General features: G+C 67.9%; 21 protein-coding genes. 1 reads left to right on the top strand and 20 read right to left on the bottom strand.

Annotated elements, in window-relative coordinates; all coding sequences use genetic code 11:
* Positions 1 to 51: 51 nt before the first annotated feature.
* The 6 genes from gltX to ACXZ1E_RS02045 all read right to left on the bottom strand — a co-directional run bounded on the left by gltX (position 52) and on the right by ACXZ1E_RS02045 (position 7,778).
* Positions 52 to 1,587 carry a glutamate--tRNA ligase gene (gene gltX, locus ACXZ1E_RS02020; protein WP_458041791.1) on the bottom strand — a complete coding sequence of 512 codons (1,536 nt, stop codon included), beginning with the start codon at positions 1,585 to 1,587 and terminating at the stop codon, positions 52 to 54.
* A gap of 225 nt (positions 1,588 to 1,812) precedes the next feature.
* Complete coding sequence (locus ACXZ1E_RS02025; RefSeq protein WP_458041792.1) at positions 1,813 to 3,060, bottom strand: MFS transporter; 1,248 nt, start codon at positions 3,058 to 3,060, stop codon at positions 1,813 to 1,815.
* A gap of 9 nt (positions 3,061 to 3,069) precedes the next feature.
* Positions 3,070 to 3,834, bottom strand: coding sequence for a fumarylacetoacetate hydrolase family protein (locus tag ACXZ1E_RS02030; protein WP_458041793.1), 765 nt, complete (start codon positions 3,832 to 3,834; stop codon positions 3,070 to 3,072).
* A 128-nt stretch (positions 3,835 to 3,962) separates the two neighbouring features.
* Positions 3,963 to 5,084 carry a branched-chain amino acid aminotransferase gene (locus ACXZ1E_RS02035; protein WP_458041794.1) on the bottom strand — a complete coding sequence of 374 codons (1,122 nt, stop codon included), beginning with the start codon at positions 5,082 to 5,084 and terminating at the stop codon, positions 3,963 to 3,965.
* 77 nt (positions 5,085 to 5,161) lie between these two features.
* Entirely contained in the window at positions 5,162 to 6,208 is a 1,047-nt protein-coding gene (locus ACXZ1E_RS02040; RefSeq protein WP_458041795.1) for a 3-isopropylmalate dehydrogenase, read from the bottom strand.
* Positions 6,171 to 7,778, bottom strand: a complete 1,608-nt coding sequence (locus ACXZ1E_RS02045; RefSeq protein WP_458041796.1) for an MFS transporter — start codon at positions 7,776 to 7,778, stop codon at positions 6,171 to 6,173. The genes ACXZ1E_RS02040 and ACXZ1E_RS02045 overlap by 38 nt, the downstream gene beginning before the upstream one ends.
* An 88-nt stretch (positions 7,779 to 7,866) precedes the next feature.
* Here ACXZ1E_RS02045 and ACXZ1E_RS02050 point away from each other — a divergent pair, with 88 nt between their 5' ends.
* Positions 7,867 to 8,412 carry a TetR/AcrR family transcriptional regulator gene (locus ACXZ1E_RS02050; RefSeq protein ID WP_458041797.1) on the top strand — a complete coding sequence of 182 codons (546 nt, stop codon included), beginning with the start codon at positions 7,867 to 7,869 and terminating at the stop codon, positions 8,410 to 8,412.
* A gap of 30 nt (positions 8,413 to 8,442) precedes the next feature.
* On the opposite strand, the gene serA is transcribed toward ACXZ1E_RS02050, so the two are convergent.
* The 14 genes from serA to ACXZ1E_RS02120 all read right to left on the bottom strand — a co-directional run bounded on the left by serA (position 8,443) and on the right by ACXZ1E_RS02120 (position 23,863).
* Positions 8,443 to 10,032 (bottom strand): phosphoglycerate dehydrogenase, encoded by a 1,590-nt coding sequence (gene serA, locus ACXZ1E_RS02055; RefSeq protein WP_458041798.1) that lies wholly within the window; start codon positions 10,030 to 10,032, stop codon positions 8,443 to 8,445.
* A gap of 242 nt (positions 10,033 to 10,274) precedes the next feature.
* A complete protein-coding gene (locus ACXZ1E_RS02060; protein WP_458041799.1) occupies positions 10,275 to 10,610 on the bottom strand; it encodes a bacitracin resistance protein in 336 nt (111 codons plus the stop codon).
* Entirely contained in the window at positions 10,607 to 11,239 is a 633-nt protein-coding gene (locus ACXZ1E_RS02065; RefSeq protein WP_458041800.1) for a DNA polymerase III subunit gamma/tau, read from the bottom strand. Before ACXZ1E_RS02065 ends, ACXZ1E_RS02060 begins: the two co-directional genes overlap by 4 nt.
* Before the next feature lie 139 nt (positions 11,240 to 11,378).
* Positions 11,379 to 12,329: a CAP domain-containing protein gene (locus ACXZ1E_RS02070; protein ID WP_458041801.1), complete on the bottom strand. Its 951-nt coding sequence runs from the start codon at positions 12,327 to 12,329 to the stop codon at positions 11,379 to 11,381.
* 386 nt (positions 12,330 to 12,715) lie between these two features.
* Positions 12,716 to 13,741, bottom strand: a complete 1,026-nt coding sequence (ilvC, locus tag ACXZ1E_RS02075) for a ketol-acid reductoisomerase (RefSeq protein WP_458041802.1) — start codon at positions 13,739 to 13,741, stop codon at positions 12,716 to 12,718.
* 85 nt (positions 13,742 to 13,826) lie between these two features.
* Positions 13,827 to 14,336 (bottom strand): acetolactate synthase small subunit, encoded by a 510-nt coding sequence (gene ilvN, locus ACXZ1E_RS02080; protein WP_458041803.1) that lies wholly within the window; start codon positions 14,334 to 14,336, stop codon positions 13,827 to 13,829.
* Positions 14,337 to 14,338: 2 nt separating this feature from the next.
* Positions 14,339 to 16,141 carry an acetolactate synthase large subunit gene (locus ACXZ1E_RS02085; protein ID WP_458041804.1) on the bottom strand — a complete coding sequence of 601 codons (1,803 nt, stop codon included), beginning with the start codon at positions 16,139 to 16,141 and terminating at the stop codon, positions 14,339 to 14,341.
* Positions 16,142 to 16,222: 81 nt separating this feature from the next.
* Positions 16,223 to 17,941, bottom strand: coding sequence for a dihydroxy-acid dehydratase (gene ilvD / locus ACXZ1E_RS02090; RefSeq protein WP_458041805.1), 1,719 nt, complete (start codon positions 17,939 to 17,941; stop codon positions 16,223 to 16,225).
* A 9-nt stretch (positions 17,942 to 17,950) separates the two neighbouring features.
* Entirely contained in the window at positions 17,951 to 18,799 is an 849-nt protein-coding gene (locus tag ACXZ1E_RS02095) for a trehalose-phosphatase (protein ID WP_458041806.1), read from the bottom strand.
* Positions 18,796 to 20,244 (bottom strand): alpha,alpha-trehalose-phosphate synthase (UDP-forming), encoded by a 1,449-nt coding sequence (locus ACXZ1E_RS02100; protein ID WP_458041807.1) that lies wholly within the window; start codon positions 20,242 to 20,244, stop codon positions 18,796 to 18,798. Before ACXZ1E_RS02100 ends, ACXZ1E_RS02095 begins: the two co-directional genes overlap by 4 nt.
* A 47-nt stretch (positions 20,245 to 20,291) precedes the next feature.
* Positions 20,292 to 21,017 carry a GNAT family N-acetyltransferase gene (locus ACXZ1E_RS02105; RefSeq protein ID WP_458041808.1) on the bottom strand — a complete coding sequence of 242 codons (726 nt, stop codon included), beginning with the start codon at positions 21,015 to 21,017 and terminating at the stop codon, positions 20,292 to 20,294.
* A gap of 209 nt (positions 21,018 to 21,226) precedes the next feature.
* Entirely contained in the window at positions 21,227 to 22,432 is a 1,206-nt protein-coding gene (locus ACXZ1E_RS02110; protein WP_458041809.1) for an acetyl-CoA C-acetyltransferase, read from the bottom strand.
* Entirely contained in the window at positions 22,429 to 23,082 is a 654-nt protein-coding gene (locus ACXZ1E_RS02115) for a 3-oxoacid CoA-transferase subunit B (protein WP_458041810.1), read from the bottom strand. The genes ACXZ1E_RS02110 and ACXZ1E_RS02115 overlap by 4 nt, the downstream gene beginning before the upstream one ends.
* Position 23,083: 1 nt before the next feature.
* Complete coding sequence (locus ACXZ1E_RS02120; RefSeq protein ID WP_458041811.1) at positions 23,084 to 23,863, bottom strand: CoA transferase subunit A; 780 nt, start codon at positions 23,861 to 23,863, stop codon at positions 23,084 to 23,086.
* Positions 23,864 to 23,933 lie beyond the last annotated feature (70 nt).

A 23,933-nucleotide genomic window follows, 5' to 3' on the forward strand; every position in this document is an offset into this window, starting at 1 on the left:
CCTAGTCTAGACGACCGCGAGGGCCCTTCCAAACCACCCCCGCATGCCCACCTAGTTCGAGCGGTGTGCGACGAGCGCGGCGAGCCGCTTGAGTGACTCGGCCTTGCCGAGCAGCTCCATCGACTCGAACAGGGGCGGCGACACGCGGCGCCCCGAGATCGCGACGCGCGGCGGCCCGAACGCGATACGGGGCTTCAGCCCCAGTCCCTCGACGAGCGCCGAATCGAGCGCCTCCTTGATCGCGGCGGCCCGGAACTCGCTCTCGGGCACCAGCTCGAGCGCACCGACCGAAGCTACGAGCACCTCGGCCGCGTTCTCGGGCAGCCCCGCGAGCGCATCATCGTCGTACGCGACCTCGTCGACGAACAAGAAGCCCAGCATCCCGGGCACATCGCCGAGCAACGGAATGCGCTCCTGCACGAGAGGAGCGGATGCGTCGATCAGCTCCCGCTCGCGGGTGGTTGGCGGTGTCGAGATCAGTCCCGCGGACGCCAGGTACGGCAGGATGCGCTCCGCGAAATCGGCGGGCTCCAGCATCCGGATGTGGTCGCCGTTGATCGACTCGGCCTTCTTCTGATCGAAGCGAGCCGGGTTCGGATTGACGTTGACGATGTCGAACGCGGCGACGAACTCGTCGAGCGAGAAGATGTCGCGATCGTGCGAGAGCGACCAGCCGAGCAGCGAGAGATAGTTCAGCAACCCCTCGGGGATGAAGCCCTTCTCACGCTGGAGAAACAGGTCGGCGCGGGGGTCGCGCTTCGAGAGCTTCTTGTTGCCGTCGCCGAGCACGAGGGGCATGTGGCCGAAGCGCGGGATGAACGTCGTGACCCCCGCGTCGATCAGAGCACGGTACAGCGACAGCTGCCGGGCTGTGGAGGGCATCAGGTCTTCGCCGCGCAGCACGTGGGTGATACCCATGAGCGCGTCGTCGACCGGGTTGACGAACGTGTACAGCGGGATACCACCGGCCCGGACGATCACGAAGTCCGGGAAGGATCCGGCCGGGAAGGTCACCTCACCGCGGATCAGATCCTCGTACGTGACATCTTCGTCGGGCACGCGCAGGCGCCAAGCGGGCTCGCGGCCCTCGGCACGGAACGCGGCCTTCTGCTCATCCGTCAGGGTGCGGTCGTAGTTGTCGTAGCCGAGCTGCTTCGCCCGGCCGTTGGCCGCGTTGCGCGCGTCGATCTCTTCGGCGTTCGAGAAACTCTCGTACACGGCGCCCGCGGCGATGAGCTTGTCGAGCACGTCGCGGTAGATCTCGTGCCGCTGGGACTGCCGGTAGGGCGCGTGCGGTCCCCCGACCTCGACGCCCTCGTCCCAGTCGATCTTCAGCCACCGCAGCGCATCGAGCAGCTGTGCGTAGCTCTCTTCGCTGTCGCGCGCGGCATCCGTGTCTTCGATGCGAAAGATCATCTTGCCGCCGTGATGGCGCGCGTACCCCCAGTTGAACAGGGCGGTGCGCACGAGACCGACGTGCGGAAGCCCCGTCGGCGAGGGGCAGAAGCGCACACGCACGTCCGGTCCCGTCGCGGTCGTGGTGGAGTAGGCGCTGGCGGGGGAAACGGATGCGGGGGCTTCAGACATGGCGACCTCAGCCTACCGGGGGGCCGTCCGCGCGGTGCTCGCACCCGGGCATCCGCGACTCCTCACGCCCCTCGCCTCGGATCACGGGGTCCACGGTGTGCCGTATTCAGTCTGTGCGTGTGGCCCCGATGCGGAGTGTGGCGGGATTCTGCGGAAGTGCCTCGGCCGACAAGTCGTCGAGACTGAATTATGAACGCGCTGCAGCGGGCACGGAACGCGGATGCCTCAGGCCACGCGGCCCCGTCGCCACATCAGACCGAGGCCAGCGACGACCGCCACGACGGCGACGATCGAGACGAACGCGAGCCCGCCGTAGCCGATCCACGCGAGCACGAAGCCCGCGCCGATCGCGCCGGCAGCACCGACGAGGTTCATCGCCAGGTCGCTGCGTCCCTGGCGCCGCGTGCGCAGGGGCTCGGCCGTCGCCTCGGTCAGCAGCGCCGATCCGGCAACTGTCGCAGCGCTCCATCCGATTCCCAGCAGAATCAGCGACACGGTGACCGCACCCGACACCTCGGACCACAGCCATGCCGTCAGCAGCGACGCGAGCAGCAGCGCCTGCCCGATCGCGATCGTCTGCAGGCGCCCGACCCGGTCGGCGAGGATTCCGAACACGGGGCTCAGCGCGTACATCCCGGCGATGTGCAGGCTGATCGTCAGGCCGATCACCGACAGACTCGCCCCGTGGTGCAACAGATGCACGGGCGTCATGGCCATGACCGCAACCATCACCCCGTGGCTTGCGGCAACCGCGAAAATCGCGAAGCGGGCCAACGTGGGCCGATCCGGATGCATCACGGCCCGGGTGCGCGCATCGTCGGTCAGGGCGTCCCGGAGCCGCGCGGCGAGCAGGAGCGGGTCCGGCCGGAGCGCCAGCAGATAGAGCACGATCGCGAGCAGCTGCGCGCCGATCGTGAAGACGTAGGGCCCCGTCAGCGTCGGCATGCCGAGCGCCCCGCCGAGCGCCTCACCCGGGCCCACGAGGTTCGGGCCGAGCACCGCGCCGATCGTCGTCGCCCAGACGACGAGCGAGAGGTCTCGCCCTCGGGTGGCATCCGTCGCCAGATCCGCGGCCGCGAAGCGTGACTGCAGGTTCGCCGCGGTTCCCGACCCGATCAGCACGAAGCCGACCAGCAGCAGCGGGAAAGACCGCAGCGCCGCCGCCGTGATCACGACCGCGACGCCCGCGAGCGCGATCACCATGCCCGAGGCGAGCGAGATCCGCCGTCCCCGCCGACGAGCGAGCGCGGCCAAGGGCACCGCGAGCGCGGCCGACCCGAGCGTCAGCGACGCGGTCGCCAGGCCCGAGAGCGAATCGTCGCCCGACACGTCGGCCGCGAGCAGCGCGCCGAGCGAGATCGTGGCACCGAGGGCGAGCCCGCCGAGCACCTGCCCCGACGCGAGCACGAGCACGGTGCGGCGCTGGACCGCCGCGATGTCGGTGGGTGGCGCCGCGGCAACGGGCTCAGACATCCGCTCGTCCTACGCGTCGCGCACGGGGTTGCGCAGCACGCCGAGGCCCGAGATCTCGACCTCGACGACGTCACCGGCGACGACCGGACCGATACCGGCCGGTGTGCCTGTCAGAATCACGTCGCCGGGCAACAGCGTGAAGACGGCCGAAGCGTAGGCGATGATGTCGGCGACCGAGTGGATCATGTCGGTCAGCGGGGCGCTCTGCTTGACCTCGCCGTTCACGCGCGTCTGCAGGGTCGCTGCTGCGGAGTCGAAGTCCGTCTCGATGGCCGGTCCGAGCGGGCAGAACGTGTCGAACCCCTTGGCTCGCGCCCACTGCCCGTCGCTCTTCTGCAGGTCGCGGGCGGTGACGTCGTTGCCGAGCGTGTAACCGAAGACATAGTCGAGAGCGGATGCCGCGGGCACATTCTTGGCGATCCGACCGATCACGACGGCGAGCTCGCCCTCGAAATCCGTCCGGCTCGACTGCGGCGGGCGGACGATGGAGTCGCCGGGGCCGATCACCGAGGTGTTGGGCTTGAGGAACAGCAGAGGCTCTGCGGGTGCTTCGCCGCCCATCTCGGCGGCGTGGTCGTGGTAGTTCTTGCCGACGCACACGACCTTGGACCGCGGGATGACCGGGGCGAGCAGCGACACCTCGCCGAGCGCCACGCGCTCCCCCGTCGTGCCGAAGCCGGCGAACATGGGGTCGCCCTCGAGCACGACCAGATCGGTCCCGTCGACGATGCCGTAGCGGATGGTTTCTTCGTGGCTGAAACGTACGATCTTCACCGGTTCAGCCTACTGGCGACGGTTTACAGGTTCGTCGTTTCGTCTCCTCGCTCCGCTCGTCGCTCAACGACCGGGAGCGAGCCTCGGTCGTTGAGCGAGCACAGCGAGACGAAACGACGCCAACCGAATCAGGCGTCGAGGCGCAGCATCCAGCCGTGGCGGTCTTCACGACGGCCGTACTGGATGTCGGTCAGCTCTTTGCGGAGCGATAGCGCGAGCGATCCCGCGGGCTGCTCGTCGAAGAAGTTGCGCCCCTTGAGGCCACCGATCGGTGTGATGACGGCGGCCGTGCCGCAGGCGAACACCTCGACGATGTCGCCGGATGCCACACCCTCACGCCATTCGGCGAGCGAAACCGACCGGCCGACGACCTTGTGCCCCCGGTCTTCGGCGAGCTGCAGGATCGAGTCGCGTGTGATGCCCTCGAGGATCGAGTCCGACATCGGCGTGACAACGGTGCCGTCCTTGTAGACGAACACGACATTCATGCCGCCGAGCTCTTCGACGTTGCCGTCCTGATCGAGGAAGACGACCTGGTCGCAGCCGTTCTCGTACGCCTCGGCCTGGGGCAACAGGCTCGCGGCGTAGTTGCCGCCGGTCTTGGCCGCTCCGGTACCGCCCTTGCCCGCGCGCGCGTAGTCCTCCGAGAGCCAGATCGTGACGGGCTTCACCCCACCCGGGAAGTACGCCCCCGCGGGCGAGGCGATGACGTAGTAGTTGACCTTGTTGGCGGGACGCACACCGAGGAATGCCTCCTTGGCGAACATGAAAGGGCGCAGGTACAGGCTCTGGTCCGGGGCATCCGGAACCCACGCACCGTCGACCGCGATCAGTTCGCGCAGCGACTGGATGAAGTACGACACGGGCAGCTCGGGCAGCGCCAGGCGCCGCGCGGAACGCTGCAGCCGACGACCGTTCTGGTCGGGTCGGAACGTGTGGATCGAGCCATCCGCGTGCCGATAGGCCTTGATGCCCTCGAAGATCTCTTGCCCGTAGTGCAGCACGGATGCGGCGGGGTCGAGGCTGATGGGTCCGTAGGGCTGCACGCGCGGGCGGTGCCAACCTCCGCCGACCGACCAGCAGACGTCGACCATGTGGTCGGTGAAGTGCACACCGAAGCCGGGGTCCGTGAGGATCTCGGCGCGCTGGTCGGCGCTCTTGGCTCGGAGATTACGCGAAACGAGGAACGGGAGCGGCGCGAGGCCCGCGTCGGGGTCGTTGCCCGTGTTGGCGTTGTCGAGAAGAGTCATGTCAGTCCTGCCGGTCGAAGGTGGGGCGGCGCGTCCCGAAACCCTGAATATCTCAGGCTACAGCGGGCGCATTCTGATTACAGCCGAGCCGTGATCGCGTCGCCGACGGCGCTCGTGGTGCGGAATCCGCCGTCGCGGCCCGCGATGTCGGCCTCGACCGCGCGGGTGACGCGGGCGGCCTGCTCGGTGAGTCCGAGGTGATCGAGCAGCAGAGCAACGGAGAGGATCGCCGCCGTCGGGTCGGCCTTCTGCTGCCCCGCGATGTCTGGCGCCGATCCGTGGACGGGCTCGAACATCGACGGGAATGCGCCATCCGGGTTGATGTTCCCGGAGGCGGCGAGACCGATGCCACCGGTGATCGCTCCGGCCAGATCGGTCAAAATGTCGCCGAACAGGTTGTCGGTGACGATCACGTCGAAGCGGGACGGGTTTGTGACCAGGAAGATCGTTGCCGCATCGACGTGCAGGTAGTCTACGGCGACATCCGGATGCTCCGCCGCAACCGCCGCCACCACGCGCTGCCAAATCGACCCGGCGTATACGAGCACATTCGTCTTGTGCACCCAGGTGACCTTCTTCGACCGCTTCTCGGCCAGGTCGAACGCGTACCGGACGACCCGCTCGATACCGAACGCGGTGTTGACAGACACCTCGGTCGCGACCTCGTGCGGGGTGCCCGTGCGGAGCGACCCGCCGTTACCGACGTAGGGGCCCTCGGTGCCCTCGCGCACGACGACGAAGTCGACGGCGCCGGTATCCGCGAGCGGTCCGGGGACGCTCGGGTAGAGCTTGGACGGACGCAGGTTGACGTAGTGGTCGAGTTCGAACCGGAGCTTCAGCAGCAGGCCGCGCTCGATATTCGCGTTCTTCAGGCGCGAGTCGCCCGGCACTCCCCCGACGGCACCCAGCAGGATCGCGTCGTGCGCCGCGATGCTGGCCAGATCGTCGTCGGTCAGGGTGTCACCGGTCTCGAGGAACCGCGCGGCGCCGAGCGAGAAGTGCGTCTTCTCGAACGAGACATCCGTTCCCGCGACGGCCGCGTCGAGGACCTTCTCGGCCTCGCCGACGACCTCGGGTCCGATCCCGTCACCGGGTATGAGTGCCAGCTTCACGACGCGCGTCATTGCTCAAATGCTCCTGGGGTGCGGTGGGTCGGGATGCTCCCAGGGTAGTGGCCGCGATCACCGCGGCGATCACGATCAGCAGCGCACCGATCAGCGAAGTGATGACAACACCCCCATCGAAGGCGTGAGCCGCAGCGGCACGCAGGCCGTCGGCGATCGGCGCGGGTAGCCCCTCGGCCGACGCCATGGCGCCCGCGAGCGTTTCGCGCGAAGCATCCGCCGCGTCCTGGGTGAGGCCCGGAGGCAGCAACAGGTTGGCACGGTAGTACGCCGTGAGGATGCCTCCCATGATCGCCGTGCCGAGCACCGCTCCGAGCTCGTAGGCCGTCTCGGACACGGCAGACGCCGCACCCGCCTTGGCCGGCGGAGCGTTCCACAGGATCAGTTCGTTCGAGACCGTTTCGGCCATGCCGATGCCGGCGCCGAGCGACATGAACGCCACGGTGAGCATGGCAAGCGACCCGTCACCCGCGGTGAGGGCGACGAGGAGGTAACCGAGCACCGAGAGCCCGAGGGCCGCGGGAACCAGAACCCGCGGGGCGAGACGGCGGGCGAGCGGCACGACGCCGAGGCCCGCGATCACCATGACCACCAGGCCGGGAAGCAGGGCGATGCCCGCGTCCATCGGGCTGAGCCCCAGGACCAGCTGCAGGTGTTGGGCGACGAAGTACAGGAAGCCGACCAGGCCGATCACGCTCAGCAGGTTGACGAGGATGGCACCGCTGAACGCACCGCGACGGAACAGCGACATGTCGAGCAGCGGCGTTTCGAGCCGCAGCTGACGGCGGACGAACAGCACCGCGAGCAACAGGCCGACGCCCGCCAGCGGCAGCGCGGGTCCCGCGAAGCCTTCGACGGCCAGGGACTTGATCGCGGCGACGAACGGCACCATGGCGCCGAGCGACAGGAGGATGCTCAGGAGGTCGATACGGCCCGGGTGCGGGTCGCGGCTCTCGGGCACGAGAATCGGCGCGAGCACGAGCAACGGCAGCAGCACGGGCACGGCGAGCAGGAACACGGAGCCCCAGGCGAAGTGCTCGAGCAGGAACCCTCCGACGATCGGGCCCAGCGCCATCCCGGCGCTGAAGCCGGCCGCCCAGATCGCGATGGCCAGGCGGCGCTGTTCGCGGTCGCGGAAGATCGTACGCAGCAACGACAGCGTCGCGGGCATGAGCATGGCGCCGAAGAAGCCGAGGCCGACGCGGGCCGCGATCAGCAGTTCGGCGGACGGCGCGAAGGCTGCGGCGATCGAGAGAACACCGAATCCGGATGCGCCGATCAGCAGCATTCGACGGCGACCGAATCGATCACCGAGCGAACCCATCGTGACGAGCAGGCCCGCGAGGACGAGCGGGTAGGCATCCACGATCCAGAGCTGCTGAGCGCTCGTCGGCTCGAGATGCAAGGCGATCTGAGGCAGCGCGAAGCTCAGCACCGTGTTGTCGACCGAGACGAGCAGCACGGGCAGCATGAGCACCGCGAGGGCCGTCCACGCGCGGGGCCCCGCTTTTCCGCTCATCGCCAGCGGGGTCGTGTCGGCGTGCCGTGACGCCGCGAATTGTGTAGCCATTTTCCGTTCCGTAAGTAAACCGTCTAGCCGGTACAGTAACAGACGTGGACAAATTTTGGCTGGGCAATCACTGGGTACGATCGAGCGCATGAGCCGACCCCCTCACGCCCGCGAAATCGTGCTCGACGCCTACGAATCGCTGCTCATCGGCGAAGGCGAGCGAGCAGCGACGATGGACGCCACGGCAAAAGCGGCCGGGGTCTCGAAGGGCGGACTTCTCTACCACTTCGCGTCGAAGGACGCCCTCGAGGCGGGCGTCATCGAGCGGCTAGACGCACTGGTGGACGCGGATATCGAGGCCATGACGAGCGCCACCGAAGGGCCGATCGCCTACTTCCTCCGCACGTCCGTGATGGAGAACGATCCCCTCGACCGGGCCATCCTCTCCACGTCGCGTCTCGCGCAGGGAGGCAACGCGTCCGCCAGCGCGGCGCTGCGCCGCATCCGGGAGCGGTGGGGCGACGCGCTACGTCCGCATACCCATAACGCGGCATCCCTCGACCTCGTGATGCTCGTGAGCGACGGCCTCTACTTCAACAATGCGCTCGAGGGTGGCAACATCCCGGGTCCGGTCCCCCGCGGCTCCGAGATGGACGCGCTGATCGCCCTGGTCGAGGCCTCCGCCCGCGCCTGAGCCCGCCCACCCTCGCCGTTCCCGACGCACTCAGGCCTCGGTGATCTCCAGCTGCACCAGCAGGTCGGCCTGAATCGCCTCGCGCACCTCGTCGAGCAGCTCCTCGGGCACGCGCGAGTCGACCGTCAGCACCGACAGCTGCGCTCCGCGCTGGCTGCGCGCCACCTGGAGCCCCGCGATGTTGATGCCGGCATCACCGAACTTCTGACCGTAGATCGCGACGATCCCGGGGCGATCGGTGTACAGCATGACGATGTGGTGCTGAGCGATCGGCACCTCGATCTCGTAGTCGTTGAACCCGACGATCTTCTCGACCATGCGTGTGCCCGAGAGGGTGCCCGACACCGCCAGCACGGTGCCGTCCGCGAGCGTTCCGCGGAGGGTCGTGATGTTGCGATAGTCCTCGCTGACCGGGTCGACGATCAGGCGGGTCTCGATCCCTCGCTGCTCGGCGAACAGGGGCGCGTTGACGTACGACACGTTCTCGCTGACGATGCTCGTGAAGATCCCCTTCAGCGCCGCGAGCTTGTAGACGCTCACGTCGTAGGCCGCGAGTTCGCCCCGCACCTCGATGTCGAGGTTCGTGAGCGCCGCGTGCGACATGCCGCTGAAGACCTGACCGAGCTTTTCTACGAGCGCGATACCGGGCCGGACGAACGGATCAATCACGCCGCCGGCCACGTTGACCGCATCCGGAACGAGGTCTCCCTCGAGGGCGAGCTTGACCGAGCGCGCGACCGATACGCCGGCCTTCTCTTGCGCCTCATCCGTGGAGGCGCCCAGGTGCGGCGTGACGACCACGTTCGCCAGGGCGAGGAGCGGCGAGTTCTTCGGGGGCTCTTCGACGAAGACGTCGAGACCCGCGCCGGCGATGGTACCGGCCGAGAGAGCCCGGAACAGGGCGTCCTCGTCGATCAGGCCACCGCGGGCGACGTTTACGACGTACGCCGTTTCCTTCATCATGGCGAGCTCGGCATCGCCGATCATGCCCGTCGTCTCGGGCGTCTTCGGCATGTGGATCGTGATGAAGTCGCTCGTGCGCAGCAGCTCTTCCAACGACAGCAGCTCGACGTGCAGCTGCTGGGCGCGCGCGGGTGTGACATACGGGTCGTAAGCGACGACGCGCATGTCGAACGCCTGCAGGCGGGCGGCGATCAGGGCGCCGATGCGTCCGAGCCCGATGATGCCGACGGTCTTCTCATATAGCTCGGTGCCCGTGAAGCTGCTGCGCTTCCACTGTCCCTCGGCGAGCGACGCATGCGCCGCCGGGATGTTGCGGGCGAGGCTCAGGATGTGCCCCACGGTCAATTCCGCAGCCGACACGATGTTCGAGGTCGGCGCGTTGACGACCATGACACCGGCCGTGGTGGCCGCCTTGATGTCGACGTTGTCGAGCCCGACACCGGCCCGCGCCACGACCTTCAGCACGGGCGCTGCCGCGAGGGCCTCGGCGTCGATCTGCGTAGCCGAGCGCACCAGCACGGCACTCGCGTCGGCGAGAGCGGCGAGCAGCGCCGGGCGGTCGGTGCCATCGACGTGGCGGACGTCGAACTCCGGACCGAGCGCGTCGATGGTGGCGGGCGAAAGTTCTTCGGCGAGCAGGACGACGGGCTTCGTCACGGTGTTCCTTCGTGTTGCGCTGTGTTGCGTGCGCGCACGCGATGTTGTCTGCGCGCGGCACGTGGCGGTTCTTCGACCCCGTGCTCAGCGCGCGGGAGTCTTGTGGGCCGCGCCGCACGCCTGCGATACAACGGGGCGAGGCGAGAAAAAGCCTATCGGCTCCGAACGCGCGCCTTGTGCGTGTGACGTCCGTAGAAGGTCATCGTGACGCAGTTGACTCACATCGAGACGAAACGGATGCCTCAGGCGACGAGGGACGACGTGTTCAAGCTCGTATAGGCGATGACGTTGAGCCAGAACACCGCGACGAGTCCGAGTCCGCTCAGCAGCACCAGGGCGTATATCGCAACGCCGCGTCGGTAGCTGAGAGCGAACGACACTGCGAAGGCGATCACGGGGAACAGGATCGCGAAGATCCAGATGAGCCAGCCGAGCGCATTCAGCCCGATCTGCGCTGCCTGAATCGTGTTGCCGACCGCCTGCCACAGTGCGTAGGCATAGAAAAGAGCGAAGAAGCCGCCGATGGCGACGAGAATCCAGGTGGGTGTCCGGGTCGTCCGGACCGAGGCATCCGTCATCGTCCCACTGCTCCGATCATGAGAAACGGCCACGGGATGAGCAGCAGCACCCCGAGCGCCAGCCACAACCAGCGCATCCAGGAACGCGTCTTGCGGGTGGCGAAGAGCGTCGTGGCGAACCAGATCAGCGGCGCGGCAGTCGCGAGCCAGAGAGCGCCCTGGTACATGAAATCAACTGAAGCAAGCGGATTCACGTCTTCGTTCCGTGCTTGTACTCGCAGTCCGCCCACGAGCCAGCCGATTGCGAACAGCAGGTACACGCCACCGAGCACGCCGATCGAGACCAGGGCCACGGTGCCGAGCCCCTCCGGTTCGGGCTCTGCGTCCGTGGAGACGGATGCTTCGGGCATCGAGGCCTCGGGAGCGTCCGTCGCGACGGGGCTGTCCGTCGCGGCGGGGGTGTTCATCGCGGCAGGGTCATCCGTGTTGGGCGTCGGCAGGGGCGGAGCGGCAGGAGCCGGCGGCCCACTGTGCGCAACGCTCCCGCTCCCCCGGCCGACCGGGGTCCAGCCGTCGGGCAGCGACGCAGGGTCGGTGACCGGGTCATCCGCGGCGGCCGGAGCCCCCGTGTCGAGCGTGGGGTCGTCGTCGCCGCCCCAGCTGAGGGCGTCCTCATCGCGTCGCGCCATGACCCCAGGGTAACCCGGCATGGCCGCGCCGACTCCGCCGACTGCACGCCCCACGCGCGAGTGCACGGCTTCGGTGCGCGACAAAATCCGTGCGCTCGGTCTGATGTCGTGCGCTCGCGGAAGGACGGCAGACGGGAGGCTAAGCGCTGGCGTCGCGCTCGACGCCAGGATCGGGCCCGGCGATGGCACGGCGTTGACGTAACCGAGACACGGTCCACGGCCACAGGGCGGCGATCGCGGCCGCGACCGTGAACGCCCCGAAGGCGACCCACGGCCCGGCGGTGGAGAGAGGCGCCGATTCGGATGCCTGGGGCCCGGGCGTCGGGGCCGAGCTCACCGCGTGGGTCGGCGAGGGCGCGGGCGACGGCGTCATGACCGCCGCGGCCTTCTGTTCCGCCTCAGCGGCCTCCGCAGCGGCAGCCTCGTCAGCCGCGGCGGCAGCGGCCGCATCGGCCTGATCGGCGGCGGCCTGGTCAGCCGCGGCTTGTTCGGCGGGCAACGGCTCGGCCGGGACTGGGGCCGGAGCAGCCGGAGCCGCGGGGGCCGGGGCGGGCGCCGCGGGGGCCGGCGCAGGAGCGGGCGGAGCCGGAGCGGGCAACCCGCTGCCCGGGTAGTTCGCGAAGACCTGTACGGCCCAGGTGGTGCCGTTGGCCTCGATCAGCGCCGTGCCGATGTCGGTGAAGTTGCCGAGGATGTTCGCGCGGTGCCCGGAGGAGCTCATCCAACCGTTGTGCACGGCGGCCCCGCTGCCGTAGCCCTGCGCGACGTTTTCACCCCATCCGCGCCACCCGCCGGGTATCTGTGATCCGACCGACGGGTTGTGCGAGAGCGTGCCGCTCGCTGCCATTTGGTTGGCCCAGTTCAGCGCCACCGCGTCGAGCGAGCCGTTACGGACGAGTCCTCCGAGCCCATTCTGTGCTCGCGCCTGGTTCGCCAGAGAGACGATCGTGCCCTCGTCGTACGCTGTGGCGGGGCTCGCCGCTCCCCCGACTCCGAGCCCCAGCACGAGAGCCGCCGTCACCATGAGGCGGGCGAAGACCGCCTTCCCCCGCCAGAGGGCACGGTTCGTTTGACGGTCGAGATCGCGCATGCATTGACGCTAGGCGACGATCGGGCTCCTCGACCGCTTCCGCGCCCAGGCGTTGAGTCGTGTCGGCTTCCCGCGATGGGGTTGCGCGCGGTGAATGTAAATCTGAGAGGAATCTCGCGGCGGGACGACCCGGATCCGGGCTTTACGCGGCATCCGCCGCACGGATTTCCTTTCAGATTTACGCGCCAACGGCCGGAGCAGGGATCCGGCGCTCCCTTCGACAAGCTCAGGGGCCGTCGACGAAAAAGGCCCGGCCGCCACACCCCGGGTTGCGGGGGCGTGACGGCCGGGCTCAGTCGAGCCTGGTGGGACGACTGGTCTGTGTGCGTCAGGCGGTGCGGCAGCTACGTTTCGTCTCGCTGCGCTCGCTCAACGACCGACAAGTGTCAGCGCGCAGCGCTGCCCTCGGTGTAGTCGGCGTCCTGCTGCTTCCACGCGAAGAGGGCGCGCAGCTCGCGGCCGACCTCTTCGATGGGGTGCTGGGCACCCTTTTCGCGGAGCGCGAGGAACTCGGGGGCTCCGGCATCCTGGTCCGCGATGAACCGCTCGGCGAACGCGCCCGACTGGATGTCTCCGAGAACGGCCTGCATGTTCTCCTTGACGCTCGGGTCGATGACGCGGGGGCCCGAGACGTAGTCGCCGTACTCGGCGGTGTCGGAGACCGACCAGCGCTGCTTGGCGATGCCACCCTCCCACATGAGGTCGACGATCAGCTTGAGCTCGTGCAGCACCTCGAAGTATGCGATCTGCGGCTGGTAGCCGGCCTCGGTGAGGGTCTCGAAGCCGTACTGGACGAGCTGCGAAACACCACCGCAGAGCACGGCCTGCTCACCGAACAGGTCGGTCTCGGTCTCTTCCGTGAAGGTCGTCTTGATGACGCCCGCGCGGGTGCCACCGATGGCCTTGGCGTACGACTTGGCGATATCCCAAGCCTGGCCCGAGGCATCCTGCTCGACGGCAATGATGTCGGGGATACCGCGACCCGCGACGAACTCGCGACGCACGGTGTGGCCGGGGGCCTTCGGCGCGACGAGGATGACGTCGACGCCCTCGGGAGCCTGGATGTAACCGAAGCGGATGTTGAAGCCGTGCGCGAACGCGAGGGTCTTACCGGCGGTCAGGTGCGGGGCGATCTCGTTCTTGTAGATGCCGCGCTGGTGCTGGTCGGGCGCGAGAATCATGATGAGGTCGGCCCACTCGGCAGCCTCGGCCACAGTCTTGACGGGGAATCCGTCTTCCGACGCCTTGGGGGCCGACTTCGACCCCTCCTTGAGGGCGATGACGACCTCGACGCCCGAGTCGCGCAGGTTCTGGGCGTGGGCGTGGCCCTGCGAGCCGTAGCCGACGATCGCGACCTTCTTGCCCTGGATGAGCGCGAGGTCGGCGTCGGAGTCATAGAACATCTCGGCCATAAGTGTGGTTCTCCTTGATATGTGTTGTCGTCGTTTCGTCTCGCTACGCTCGCTCAACGACCGGAGCGAGGCAGCGGGGTCTGTGTCAGCCGCGCAGGACGCGCTCGGTGATGCTCTTGCCGCCACGACCGATCGCGAGCAGGCCCGACTGAGCCAGCTCCTTCACGCCGAACGGCTCGACGGCGCGCAGGAACGCGTCGATCTTGCCGTGGTCGCCGGTCACTTCGATCACGAGAGCGTCGGTCGAGTAGTCGACGACCGAGGCGCGGAAGAGGTTCACGACCTCGATCACGTTCGACCGCGTCGAGTTGTCGGCGCGCACCTTCACGAGCATGTGTTCGCGCTGGACGGATGTCGAGAAGTCGAGCTCGACGATCTTGATCACGTTGATCAGCTTGTTGAGCTGCTTGGTGACCTGCTCGAGCGGCAGCTCTTCGACGTCGACGACGACCGTGATGCGCGAGAGACCCGGCACCTCGGTCACGCCCACGGCGAGGGATTCGATGTTGAATCCTCGGCGCGCGAACAGGCCGGCGACGCGGGTCAGCAGACCCGGCTTGTCCTCGACCAGCAGGCTCAGTACGTGCTTGCTCACGATCAGTCCTCCTGTCCGAATGCCGGCGAGTGCTCGCGTGCGTACTGGACGAAGCTGTTGCTGACGCCCTGCGGCACCATCGGCCACACCATCGCGTCGGCGCTCACGACGAAGTCGATCACGACCGGACGGTCGTTGGTCTCGAGGGCGAGCTTGATGGCGGCGTCCACGTCTTCTTCCTTCTCGACGCGGATGGCGAGGCATCCATAGGACTCGGCGAGCTTGACGAAGTCGGGGATACGCACAGTGCCATGGCCCGTGTTGAGGCTGGTGTGCGAATAGCGGCCGTCGTAGAACAGCGTCTGCCACTGGCGCACCATGCCGAGAGACGAGTTGTTGATGATCGCGACCTTGATCGGAATGTTGTTGATCGTGCAGGTCGCGAGCTCCTGATTGGTCATCTGGAAGCATCCGTCACCGTCGATCGCCCACACGACACGCTCGGGTTCGGCAACCTTCGCGCCCATCGCGGCGGGAACCGAGTAACCCATCGTGCCGGCACCGCCGGAGTTCAGCCAGGCGTTCGGACGCTCGTACTTGATGAACTGCGCCGACCACATCTGGTGCTGTCCCACGCCCGAGGCGTAGATGCCCTCGGGACCGGTCAGCTCGCCGATCCGTTGGATCACGTACTGCGGCGCCATCAGGCCATCCGTCGTCGGCGCGTAGCCCAGGGGGAACTCTTCGCGGAGCCCGTCGAGGTACGACCACCACTCCGAGATGTCGGGGGTCGTCTCGGCAGCAGCCGCGGCGTAGGCGCCCTCGAGGTCGATCAGCACGTCGCGCAGGTCCCCCACGATCGGCACGTCGGCGGCACGGATCTTGCCGATCTCGGCCGGGTCGATGTCGACGTGTACGACCTTGGCGTTCGGGGCGAACAGCGCGGCCTTGCCGGTTACACGGTCATCGAACCGCGCGCCGAGCGAGACGAGCAGGTCGGCCTCTTGCAGCGCGAGCACCGCGGGCACCGTGCCGTGCATGCCGGGCATGCCTAGCTGCTGCTGGTGGGAGTCGGGGAAAGCGCCGCGAGCCATGAGCGTCGTGACGACCGGCGCACCGGTCGCCTCGGCCAGGCGCAGCAGTTCGGCGGACGCCTTCGAGCGGATCACACCACCGCCGACATAGAGCACCGGTTTCTTGGCCGCTGCCAGCAGCTGCGCAGCAGCCTGGATCTGCTTGCCGTGGGCCTTCGTGACCGGGCGGTACCCGGGCAGGTCGATCTTCGGCGGCCAGATGAAGGGTGCCTCGGCCTGCTGGGCGTCCTTCGTGATGTCGACGAGCACGGGACCGGGGCGACCGGTGCCCGCGATCTCGAACGCCGAGGCGATCGCGGCCGGGATCTCTTCGGCCTTCTTGACCAGGATCGAGTGCTTCGTGATCGGCATCGTGATGCCCACGATGTCGGCCTCTTGGAACGCATCCGTTCCCATCAGCGTGCTGAACACCTGACCGGTGATACAGACGATCGGCACCGAGTCCATGTAGGCATCGGCGATGGCCGTGACGAGGTTGGTCGCGCCCGGACCGGACGTCGCGATGGCGACACCGATGCGTCCGGATGCCGAGGCGTAACCCTCGGCGGCGTGACCAGCACCCTGTTCGTGGCGGACGAGGATGTGGCGCAGATCGGTCGAATCCATGAGCGGGTCGTAGACGGGCAGGATGGCTCCACCCGGCAGCCCGAACACGTCGGTGACGCCGAGCAATTCGAGGGAGCGGACGACCGCCTGCGCACCCGTGAGCACGGGCGCGGACGCGGTGCGAGCGGGCGGCCGGGGAATGGCCGTGGCAGATTCGGCGGGCATGGTGAGAATCCTTGCGATCGGAATGACTGTGATGAATCGCCGGCAGAGGACCGACGAGACGCCGCATCCGTCGGACGCGGGCTATCCCGTAACCGCGCCCTCCGCGGCGGAGTGCACGAGCTTGGAATATTTGGCCAGAACGCCTCGGGTGTAGCGCGGGGGCAGCGGTTCCCAGCCAGAGCGGCGGGAGCTGAGCTCAGCGTCATCGACGAGTAGGTCGAGAGTGCGAGCCGCGATATCGACCCGTATCAGATCACCATCGCGCACGAAGGCGATAGGACCTGCGTCCACCGCTTCGGGTGCTATGTGGCCGATGCAGAGGCCGGTTGTGCCGCCTGAGAATCGTCCGTCCGTCAAGAGTAGTACATCTTTTCCGAGCCCGGCACCCTTGATGGCGGCGGTGATCGCGAGCATTTCGCGCATTCCGGGGCCACCCTTCGGGCCCTCGTAGCGGATGACCAGGACGCTGCCCGGGGCGATGTCACCCTGCTCGAGCGCGTCCATCGCGGCGCGCTCGCGCTCGAACACGCGCGCGGGGCCCTCGAAGACACTGGCGTCGAACCCGGCGGTCTTCACGACCGCGCCCTCGGGGGCGAGCGATCCGTGCAGGATCGTGATGCCGCCGGTCGCGTGGATCGGGTTGTCGAACGTGTGGATGACCTTGCCATCGACCGGGTCGGGGTCGAGGTCGGCGAGGTTCTCGGCGAGCGTCTTTCCCGTGACGGTGAGGGCGTCTCCGTGCAGCAGACCCTCGTCGAGCATCGCCTTCATGACGACGGGGATCCCGCCGTGGCGGTCGACATCGTTCATGACGTACTGCCCGAACGGCTTCATATCGGCAACGTGCGGCGTCTTGTCGCCGATGCGGTTGAAGTCGTGCAGCGTGATGTCGACGTCGGCCTCGCGGGCGATCGCCAGCAGGTGGAGCACGACATTCGTCGAGCCGCCGAGCGCCATCGCCAGCGCGATCGCGTTCTCGAAAGCCTCTTTGGTCAGGATGTCGCGGGTCGTGATACCGAGGCGCAACAGGTTGACGACGGCCTCGCCCGAGCGGTGCGCGAAGGCGTCACGACGGCGGTCAGCCGAGGGCGGCGCGGCCGAACCCGGCAGGCTGAGCCCGAGAGCTTCGGCGACGGACGCCATCGTGTTGGCCGTGTACATGCCGCCACAGGCACCCTCACCGGGAGCGAAGGCGCACTCGATGCGCTTCAGGTCGGCTTCGCTCATCTTGCCGGCCAGACACGCGCCAACGGCCTCGAACGAGTCGATGATCGTGATGTCCTTCTCGGTGCCGTCGCTGAGCTTGACCCAGCCCGGTGCGATGGAACCGGCGTAGAGGAACACGCTCGAGAGGTCGAGGCGCGCGGACGCCATGAGCATGCCGGGGATCGACTTGTCGCAGCCGGCGAGCAGCACACTGCCATCGAGGCGCTCGGCCATCATCACGGTCTCGACCGAATCGGCGATGACCTCGCGCGAGACGAGCGAGAAGTGCATGCCCTCATGGCCCATCGAGATGCCATCCGACACCGAGATCGTGCCGAACTGCAGCGGGTAACCGCCGCCCGAGTGCACGCCCTCTTTTGCACCCTGTGCCAGGCGATCCAGGCTCAGGTTGCAGGGGGTGATCTCGTTCCAGCTCGACGCGATGCCGATCTGGGGCTTCTCCCAATCCGCGTCGCCCATCCCGACGCCGCGGAGCATTCCGCGGGAGGTCGTGGCCTCGATTCCGTCTGTGACGACGCGCGATCGGGGCTTGATGTCGACGGGGGAATTGTGTGACGGGTCGTACGGAGCCATCCTGCCAGTCTATTCCCGCGAGGCCGACCGCATCCGCGCGAGGGTCGACAACACTCCGGCCAGTTCTTGGGCGTCTGCGACACGTGCGCGAGCGGATGTCTCGCCCGGCCCGACGCGCACGCCCAGGTCGACTTCGGTTAGCTGAGCGATCGCGTCCTCGTCCGTCACGTCGTCGCCCGCGAAGAACACCGCCGTCGCGCCCGTGACCTCTCGCAATGCGGCGATCGCGGCATCCTTCCCCGCATGACTCGTCGAGAACTCGAGGATGTCCTGGCCCGTGCGGCGCCGCCAACCCGGGGCGCGCTCGACCACGAGTGCATCGATCTCGCGTGTTGCCCGCGCGGCGTCGTCGGGCGTGCTGAGGCGCGAGTGCAGCGCAAACCCGAAGGCCTTGTGCTCGATCCATGCACCGTCGATGTCAGCGACGACGGCGTCCGCGGCCGCCCGGACAGCGTCGGCGTCCACGTCGTCTTGCCCGTCGAGAGGAGTTCCGCTCGGCGAGAGGACTCGCTCCGCCGCAGAGTCCTCTTCCGCCGCCGAAGTCCTCGCGTCGCGCGAATGGGCCGGGTACCAGAACTCGGCACCGTGCGATCCGGCCAGATAGATCCGCGAGTCGTCGGCGTGCTCGCCGATGACGCGAAGGTCCGCGAGCATCCGTCCCGAGACAAAAGCCACGATCGTGTCGGGCAGCGCCGCGAGTTGCGCCACGGCATCCTTCGACACGGGTAGGGCACGCGCCTTCATCGGCTCGTCGATGAGGGGTGCGAGAGTGCCGTCGAAGTCCAGCGCGACCAGCAGGACGGGTGTTGCGGCGAGCTTCTCGAGCTCCACCGTCAGATCGCTTGTTTCGGCGCTCACGCGGGTGCCACCTCTCTCGGGGCCGGTCCCCGGTCTCGTCGGCGTGCGGCGTCGAGCGCCGCGACGAAGCTCTGCGACCACGCCTCGACGTCGTGTTCGAACACGCGGCGACGGAGCGAGCGCATCCGGCGGCCCTGTTCGGCACCGGGCATTTCGACGGCACGCATGATCGATTCCTTCAGCCCCTCGATGTCGTGCGGGTTGATCAGCAGGGCGCTGCCGAGCTCGTCCGCGGCTCCGGCGAACTCGCTCAGCACGAGCACACCGCGGTTGTCGATGCGCGAGGCGACATATTCCTTGGCGACGAGGTTCATGCCGTCTCGGAGAGCCGTCACGAGCATCACGTCTGCGGCGAGGAACAGCGCGACCATCTCTTCGCGGGGATAGCCATGGTGCAGATACCGGATGGCCGTGTGGCCCATCGTGTCGAACGTTCCGTTGATGCGCCCGACCGTCAGCTCGATCTCGTCGCGCAGTTGGGCGTAGGCGACGACTCGCTCGCGGCTCGGGCTCGCGACCTGGACGAGCGTGACATCGGAGGTATCGAGCTTGCCGTCGGTCAAGAGCTCACCGAACGCCTTCATCCGGTGCCGGATGCCCTTGGTGTAGTCCAGGCGATCGACGCCGAGCAGGATCTTCCGCGGATTGCCCAGGCCCTCGCGAATCTCTCTGGCGCGAGCCTGCACCTCGGGTGAGCGGGCAAGCTCGGCATACGACTCGGCATCGATCGAGATCGGGAAGGCCTTCGCGAGCGCGATGCGGGTGCGGCCATCGCCGACAGGCACCGAGATCCCCGAAGCCTTGGTGTCGTACCGCAGCTGGCGCCGCACGGCGCGGGCGAAGTTTCCGGCATCCGCGACGCGCTGGAACCCGATGACATCCGCTCCGAGCAGACCTTCGAGCACTTGCTTGCGCCACGGCAGCTGCGAGTACAGCCCATATGCCGGGAACGGGATGTGGTGGAAGTAGCCGATCGTCAGGTCGGGGCGCAGCTCGCGCAGCATCTTCGGTACGAGCTGCAACTGGTAGTCCTGCACCCAGACTGTCGCGCCTTCGGCGGACACGGCGGCGGCGGCCTCGGCGAAGCGCCGGTTGACGCGAACATAGGCCTCCCACCACAGGCGGCTGTAGCGAGGTGCCGCGATCACGTCGTGATACAGCGGCCAGATCGTGTCGTTGGAGAACCCCTCGTAGTACAGCTCGACGTCGTCCGCACTGAGCGCGATCGGCACGAGGTGGGTGCCGTCGAATTCGAAGGGTTCCAGCTCGAGCTCTGCCTGACCGGGCCATCCCACCCATGCGCCATCGGCACGGCGCATCATCGGCTCGAGGGCCGTGACCAGTCCTCCCGGTGAGCGCCGCCATTCACCGTCCTCGGCGCGGTCGACAGGCAGTCGATTGGCGACGATGACAAAGTCGGCGCGATCGGGCAGATCGGTCGTCACGGGGGCCTCTCACGAGCATCGGGACGGGCAGGCGTGCTTCCTCCAGGTTATCTGGCGCTTCGCGCGAGGGATGTGTCGCGAGACTTCGGATGGCTGAGGAACCCGAACCGAATTGTCAACCAGGGGCGCGGAGCTCGGACCTTGGGTAGCGTGGGTCCATGCGCAAGTACCTCTTCGGCACAGGCCTTATCTCTGCGGTCACCGGCGGCATCACCCTGATGCGCGGTTCGCGTGACAGCGAGTTCACTTGGCGCGAGGCACTGGCGTGGCTCAACTGGCTGATCACCGCGGCACTTGTCATCGGTGCGATCGTGGACACGCAACGCGCATCTCGCGGCCACACGATCGCCGACGACTCTCCGGTTCACGGCAAGGAAGAGAAACTCCTCAAGAAGCGTCTGCGTAAATAGCACCTTCGCAGCGCCCCGCTCCCGCGCCCACCGCTCGACATGCCCCATCAGGGCACGCCCGACACCTCCGCCGCGCGCCGCCGGATCGACGTACAGGTCTTCGAGGTAGACGTACAGGTCTTCGAGGTAGACGTCGGGAACGCGTGACCAGGTCGCCGAATGCGTCAACCAGCGCACGATCCCGACCGCCCAGCCCGAGGCATCCCGTGCCATCGCTCCGTACATCGCCTCGTCGTCGTTGATCAGCCGACCAAAGGTGAACGCCGTGACCTCGTCGGGAACGGATGCCTCGTAGAACGCGATGTAGGCGTTCCACAGGTCGAGCCACTCGGCGTGGTCGTCGGCGCTGATCGGTCTGATCACGGGTCCCGCGTCTGTGCTGCTGACTCCGGCAGACTACGCACCCCGCGCCCCTCGTTGCACCGAGAGCGCCGCTTGGCGCACCGAGAGCGCCGCTTGGCGCACCGAGAACACCGCTTGGCGTCGAAATCGCCGCGTATTCCCCGCCAACAACCGGCGCGCTCGACGCTAAGGGGCGATCTCGCGCCCCGACCGCGGCCGAGATGTTCGGCTCAGAGCGTGAGGATCAGTGCCTCGCCCTGTCCGCCGCCGCCGCAGAGCCCGACCGCAGCCGTGCCGCTCCCCCGCCGCCCGAGCTCGTGCACGGCGTGTACGACGAGCCGCGCGCCGGACGCGCCGATCGGGTGCCCGATGGCCATGCCACCGCCATGAATGTTGACGACGTCATCGGCGAGCCCGAGCTCGGCCTGCGAGCGCACCAGCACGGCACCGAATGCCTCGTTGATCTCGACGACGTCGAGGTCGGCCGGCGTCAGCCCCTGCTTCTCGAGCGCCTTCGCAATCGCCCGGGCGGGCTGCGCGTGCAGCGAGTTGTCGGGCCCAGCGACCTGGCCGCTCGCGCCGACGACGGCGAGCACGGGCCATCCCTGTGCCTCGGCGTGGGCGCGGTGCGTCAGGACCACGGCGGCCGCGCCATCCGAAATCTGCGACGAGTTGCCGGCGGTGATCGACCCACCCTCGGCAAACGCGGGTCGGAGCCGTCCGAGCGTCTCGACGGTCGTGTCGGGACGGATGCCTTCATCCGCTGACACGAGCACAGGATCGCCGCGCCGCTGTGGCACCTCGACCGGCACGATCTCGTCGACGAAGACGCCTGCCTCGGTCGCGGCCGCCGCGCGCTGATGGGATCGGGCGGAAGCGGCATCCTGCTGCTCGCGGGTCACCTCGAACCGCTCGTTGTGGCGCTCGGTCGACGCGCCCATGCTCTCGTTGTCGTACGCGTCGGTCAGGCCGTCGAGCGCCATGTGGTCGAGCACCTCGACGCTGCCGTACTGCCAGCCATCGCGCGAGCCCATCAGCAGGTGCGGCGCGCGGGTCATCGACTCCATGCCGCCGGCCACGACGACATCGGCGTCGCCGACCCGGATCATGCGCGCGGCATCGATGATCGCTGTGAGACCCGACAAGCAGACCTTGTTGACGGATGACGCCGGCACATCCCATCCGATGCCCGCCGCGAGCGACGCCTGACGTGCGGGGTTCTGGCCCGACCCGGCGGGCAGAACCTGACCGAGCACAACGGCGTCGACGGCGTCCGGTGCGATGCCGGCCTTCTCGAGCGCGCCGCGGATGGCGAAACCGCCGAGCTGGGACGCGGTGAACGACGCGAGCTGGCCTTTGAGTCGGCCCTGCGGGGTACGGGCGGCGGCGACGATCACGATGTCGTCGGCGTGTGGGTCCTGCGTCGGGGCGCTCATGCCTTCTCCTCCAGTGCGGGTGAAACGGTCAGGGGTGGCTCGGTCGCCGCTATCACCTCGGCCACGGTCACCCCCGAGGCCACCTCCACCAGCACGAGTCCGTCGGGGGTGACGTCGATCACGGCAAGGTCCGTGATGATCCGGTCGACCACGCCGCGCCCGGTGAGGGGCAGTGAGCACTCGTCGACGATCTTCGCCGAACCATCCTTCGCGACGTGCTCCATTAACACGATGACCCTCGCGGCGCCGTGGACGAGGTCCATCGCGCCGCCCGGCCCCTTGACCATCTTTCCGGGGATCATCCAGTTCGCGAGGTCCCCCGTGCGCGAAACCTGCATCGCGCCGAGCACTGCGACGTCGATCTTGCCGCCGCGGATCATCCCGAAGCTCGTCGCCGAGTCGAAGAACGAGGATCCCGCGAGCGTCGTCACGGTCTCTTTTCCGGCGTTGATCAGGTCGGGGTCGACATCCGCGTCCGCCGGGTACGGGCCGACGCCGAGGATGCCGTTCTCGGACTGCAGCACGACCGTGACGTCGTCCGGCACATAGTTGGGGATCAGGGTCGGCAACCCGATCCCGAGGTTGACGTACGAGCCATCCGTCAGCTCGGCGGCGGCACGCGCGGCCATCTGCAAGCGATCGAGAGCCATGTCAGTTCCCTTCCGAACCGGCGCGCACCGTGCGACGCTCGATGCGCTTTTCGATGTCGGTGCCCACCTCAAGAATGCGGTGGACGTAGACCCCGGGCAGATGGACCTGGTCGGGGTCGAGCTCGCCGGGCTCGACGAGCTCTTCGACCTGGGCGATGCAGACGCGCCCGGCCATCGCCGCGAGGAGGTTGAAGTTGCGGGCAGCCTTGTTGAAGATCAGATTGCCGTGTCGGTCGCCGCGGAGGGCGTGGACGAGCGCAAAGTCGGTCACGATTGCCTCTTCGAGCACGTGCTCGCGAGGCACACCATTCACGTCGAAGACGCGGACATCCTTCGGCGGGGACGCGACGGCGACTCCGCCCGAGCCGTCATAGCGGCGCGGCAGCCCGCCCTCGGCGACCTGCGTGCCGACGCCCGTCTGCGTGTAGAACGCCGCGACGCCCGAACCACCCGCGCGCAGCTTCTCGGCGAGCGTGCCCTGCGGGGTCAGCTCGAGTTCGAGTTCGCCCGAGAGGAACTGCCGCTCGAACTCCTTGTTCTCACCCACGTACGACGACGTCATCTTGCGGATGCGGTGGGCGTTCAGCAGCACACCCAGACCCCAGTCATCCACGCCGCAGTTGTTGCTGACGATGCTGAGATCCGTCGTGCCCTGCGCGAGCAACGCCTCGATGAGGGCGATTGGATTGCCCGAGAGCCCGAACCCGCCGACGGCGAGAGATGCGCCGTCCGGGATGTCGGCCACGGCCTCGGCCGCGGTTGCCACCTGTTTGTCGATCACGCGTCACTCCTTTGTTTCACGTCCGGCTTGTCGAACGTTCGGGCACACATACTGGGCGATTTGGTGTGTC

The sequence above is a fragment of the Pacificispira sp. HM-600 genome, assembly GCF_977993705.1.

Bases quoted from the DNA above. Each gene is read 5' to 3' on its own strand.
- gltX (WP_458041791.1), bottom strand. From the start codon at position 1,587: ATGTCTGAAGCCCCCGCATCCGTTTCCCCCGCCAGCGCCTACTCCACC.
- ACXZ1E_RS02025 (WP_458041792.1), bottom strand. From the start codon at position 3,060: ATGTCTGAGCCCGTTGCCGCGGCGCCACCCACCGACATCGCGGCGGTC.
- ACXZ1E_RS02035 (WP_458041794.1), bottom strand. From the start codon at position 5,084: ATGACTCTTCTCGACAACGCCAACACGGGCAACGACCCCGACGCGGGC.
- ACXZ1E_RS02040 (WP_458041795.1), bottom strand. From the start codon at position 6,208: ATGACGCGCGTCGTGAAGCTGGCACTCATACCCGGTGACGGGATCGGA.
- ACXZ1E_RS02045 (WP_458041796.1), bottom strand. From the start codon at position 7,778: ATGGCTACACAATTCGCGGCGTCACGGCACGCCGACACGACCCCGCTG.
- ACXZ1E_RS02050 (WP_458041797.1), top strand. From the start codon at position 7,867: ATGAGCCGACCCCCTCACGCCCGCGAAATCGTGCTCGACGCCTACGAA.
- ACXZ1E_RS02060 (WP_458041799.1), bottom strand. From the start codon at position 10,610: ATGACGGATGCCTCGGTCCGGACGACCCGGACACCCACCTGGATTCTC.
- ACXZ1E_RS02065 (WP_458041800.1), bottom strand. From the start codon at position 11,239: ATGGCGCGACGCGATGAGGACGCCCTCAGCTGGGGCGGCGACGACGAC.
- ACXZ1E_RS02070 (WP_458041801.1), bottom strand. From the start codon at position 12,329: ATGCGCGATCTCGACCGTCAAACGAACCGTGCCCTCTGGCGGGGGAAG.
- ilvC (WP_458041802.1), bottom strand. From the start codon at position 13,741: ATGGCCGAGATGTTCTATGACTCCGACGCCGACCTCGCGCTCATCCAG.
- ACXZ1E_RS02085 (WP_458041804.1), bottom strand. From the start codon at position 16,141: ATGCCCGCCGAATCTGCCACGGCCATTCCCCGGCCGCCCGCTCGCACC.
- ilvD (WP_458041805.1), bottom strand. From the start codon at position 17,941: ATGGCTCCGTACGACCCGTCACACAATTCCCCCGTCGACATCAAGCCC.
- ACXZ1E_RS02110 (WP_458041809.1), bottom strand. From the start codon at position 22,432: ATGAGCGCCCCGACGCAGGACCCACACGCCGACGACATCGTGATCGTC.
- ACXZ1E_RS02115 (WP_458041810.1), bottom strand. From the start codon at position 23,082: ATGGCTCTCGATCGCTTGCAGATGGCCGCGCGTGCCGCCGCCGAGCTG.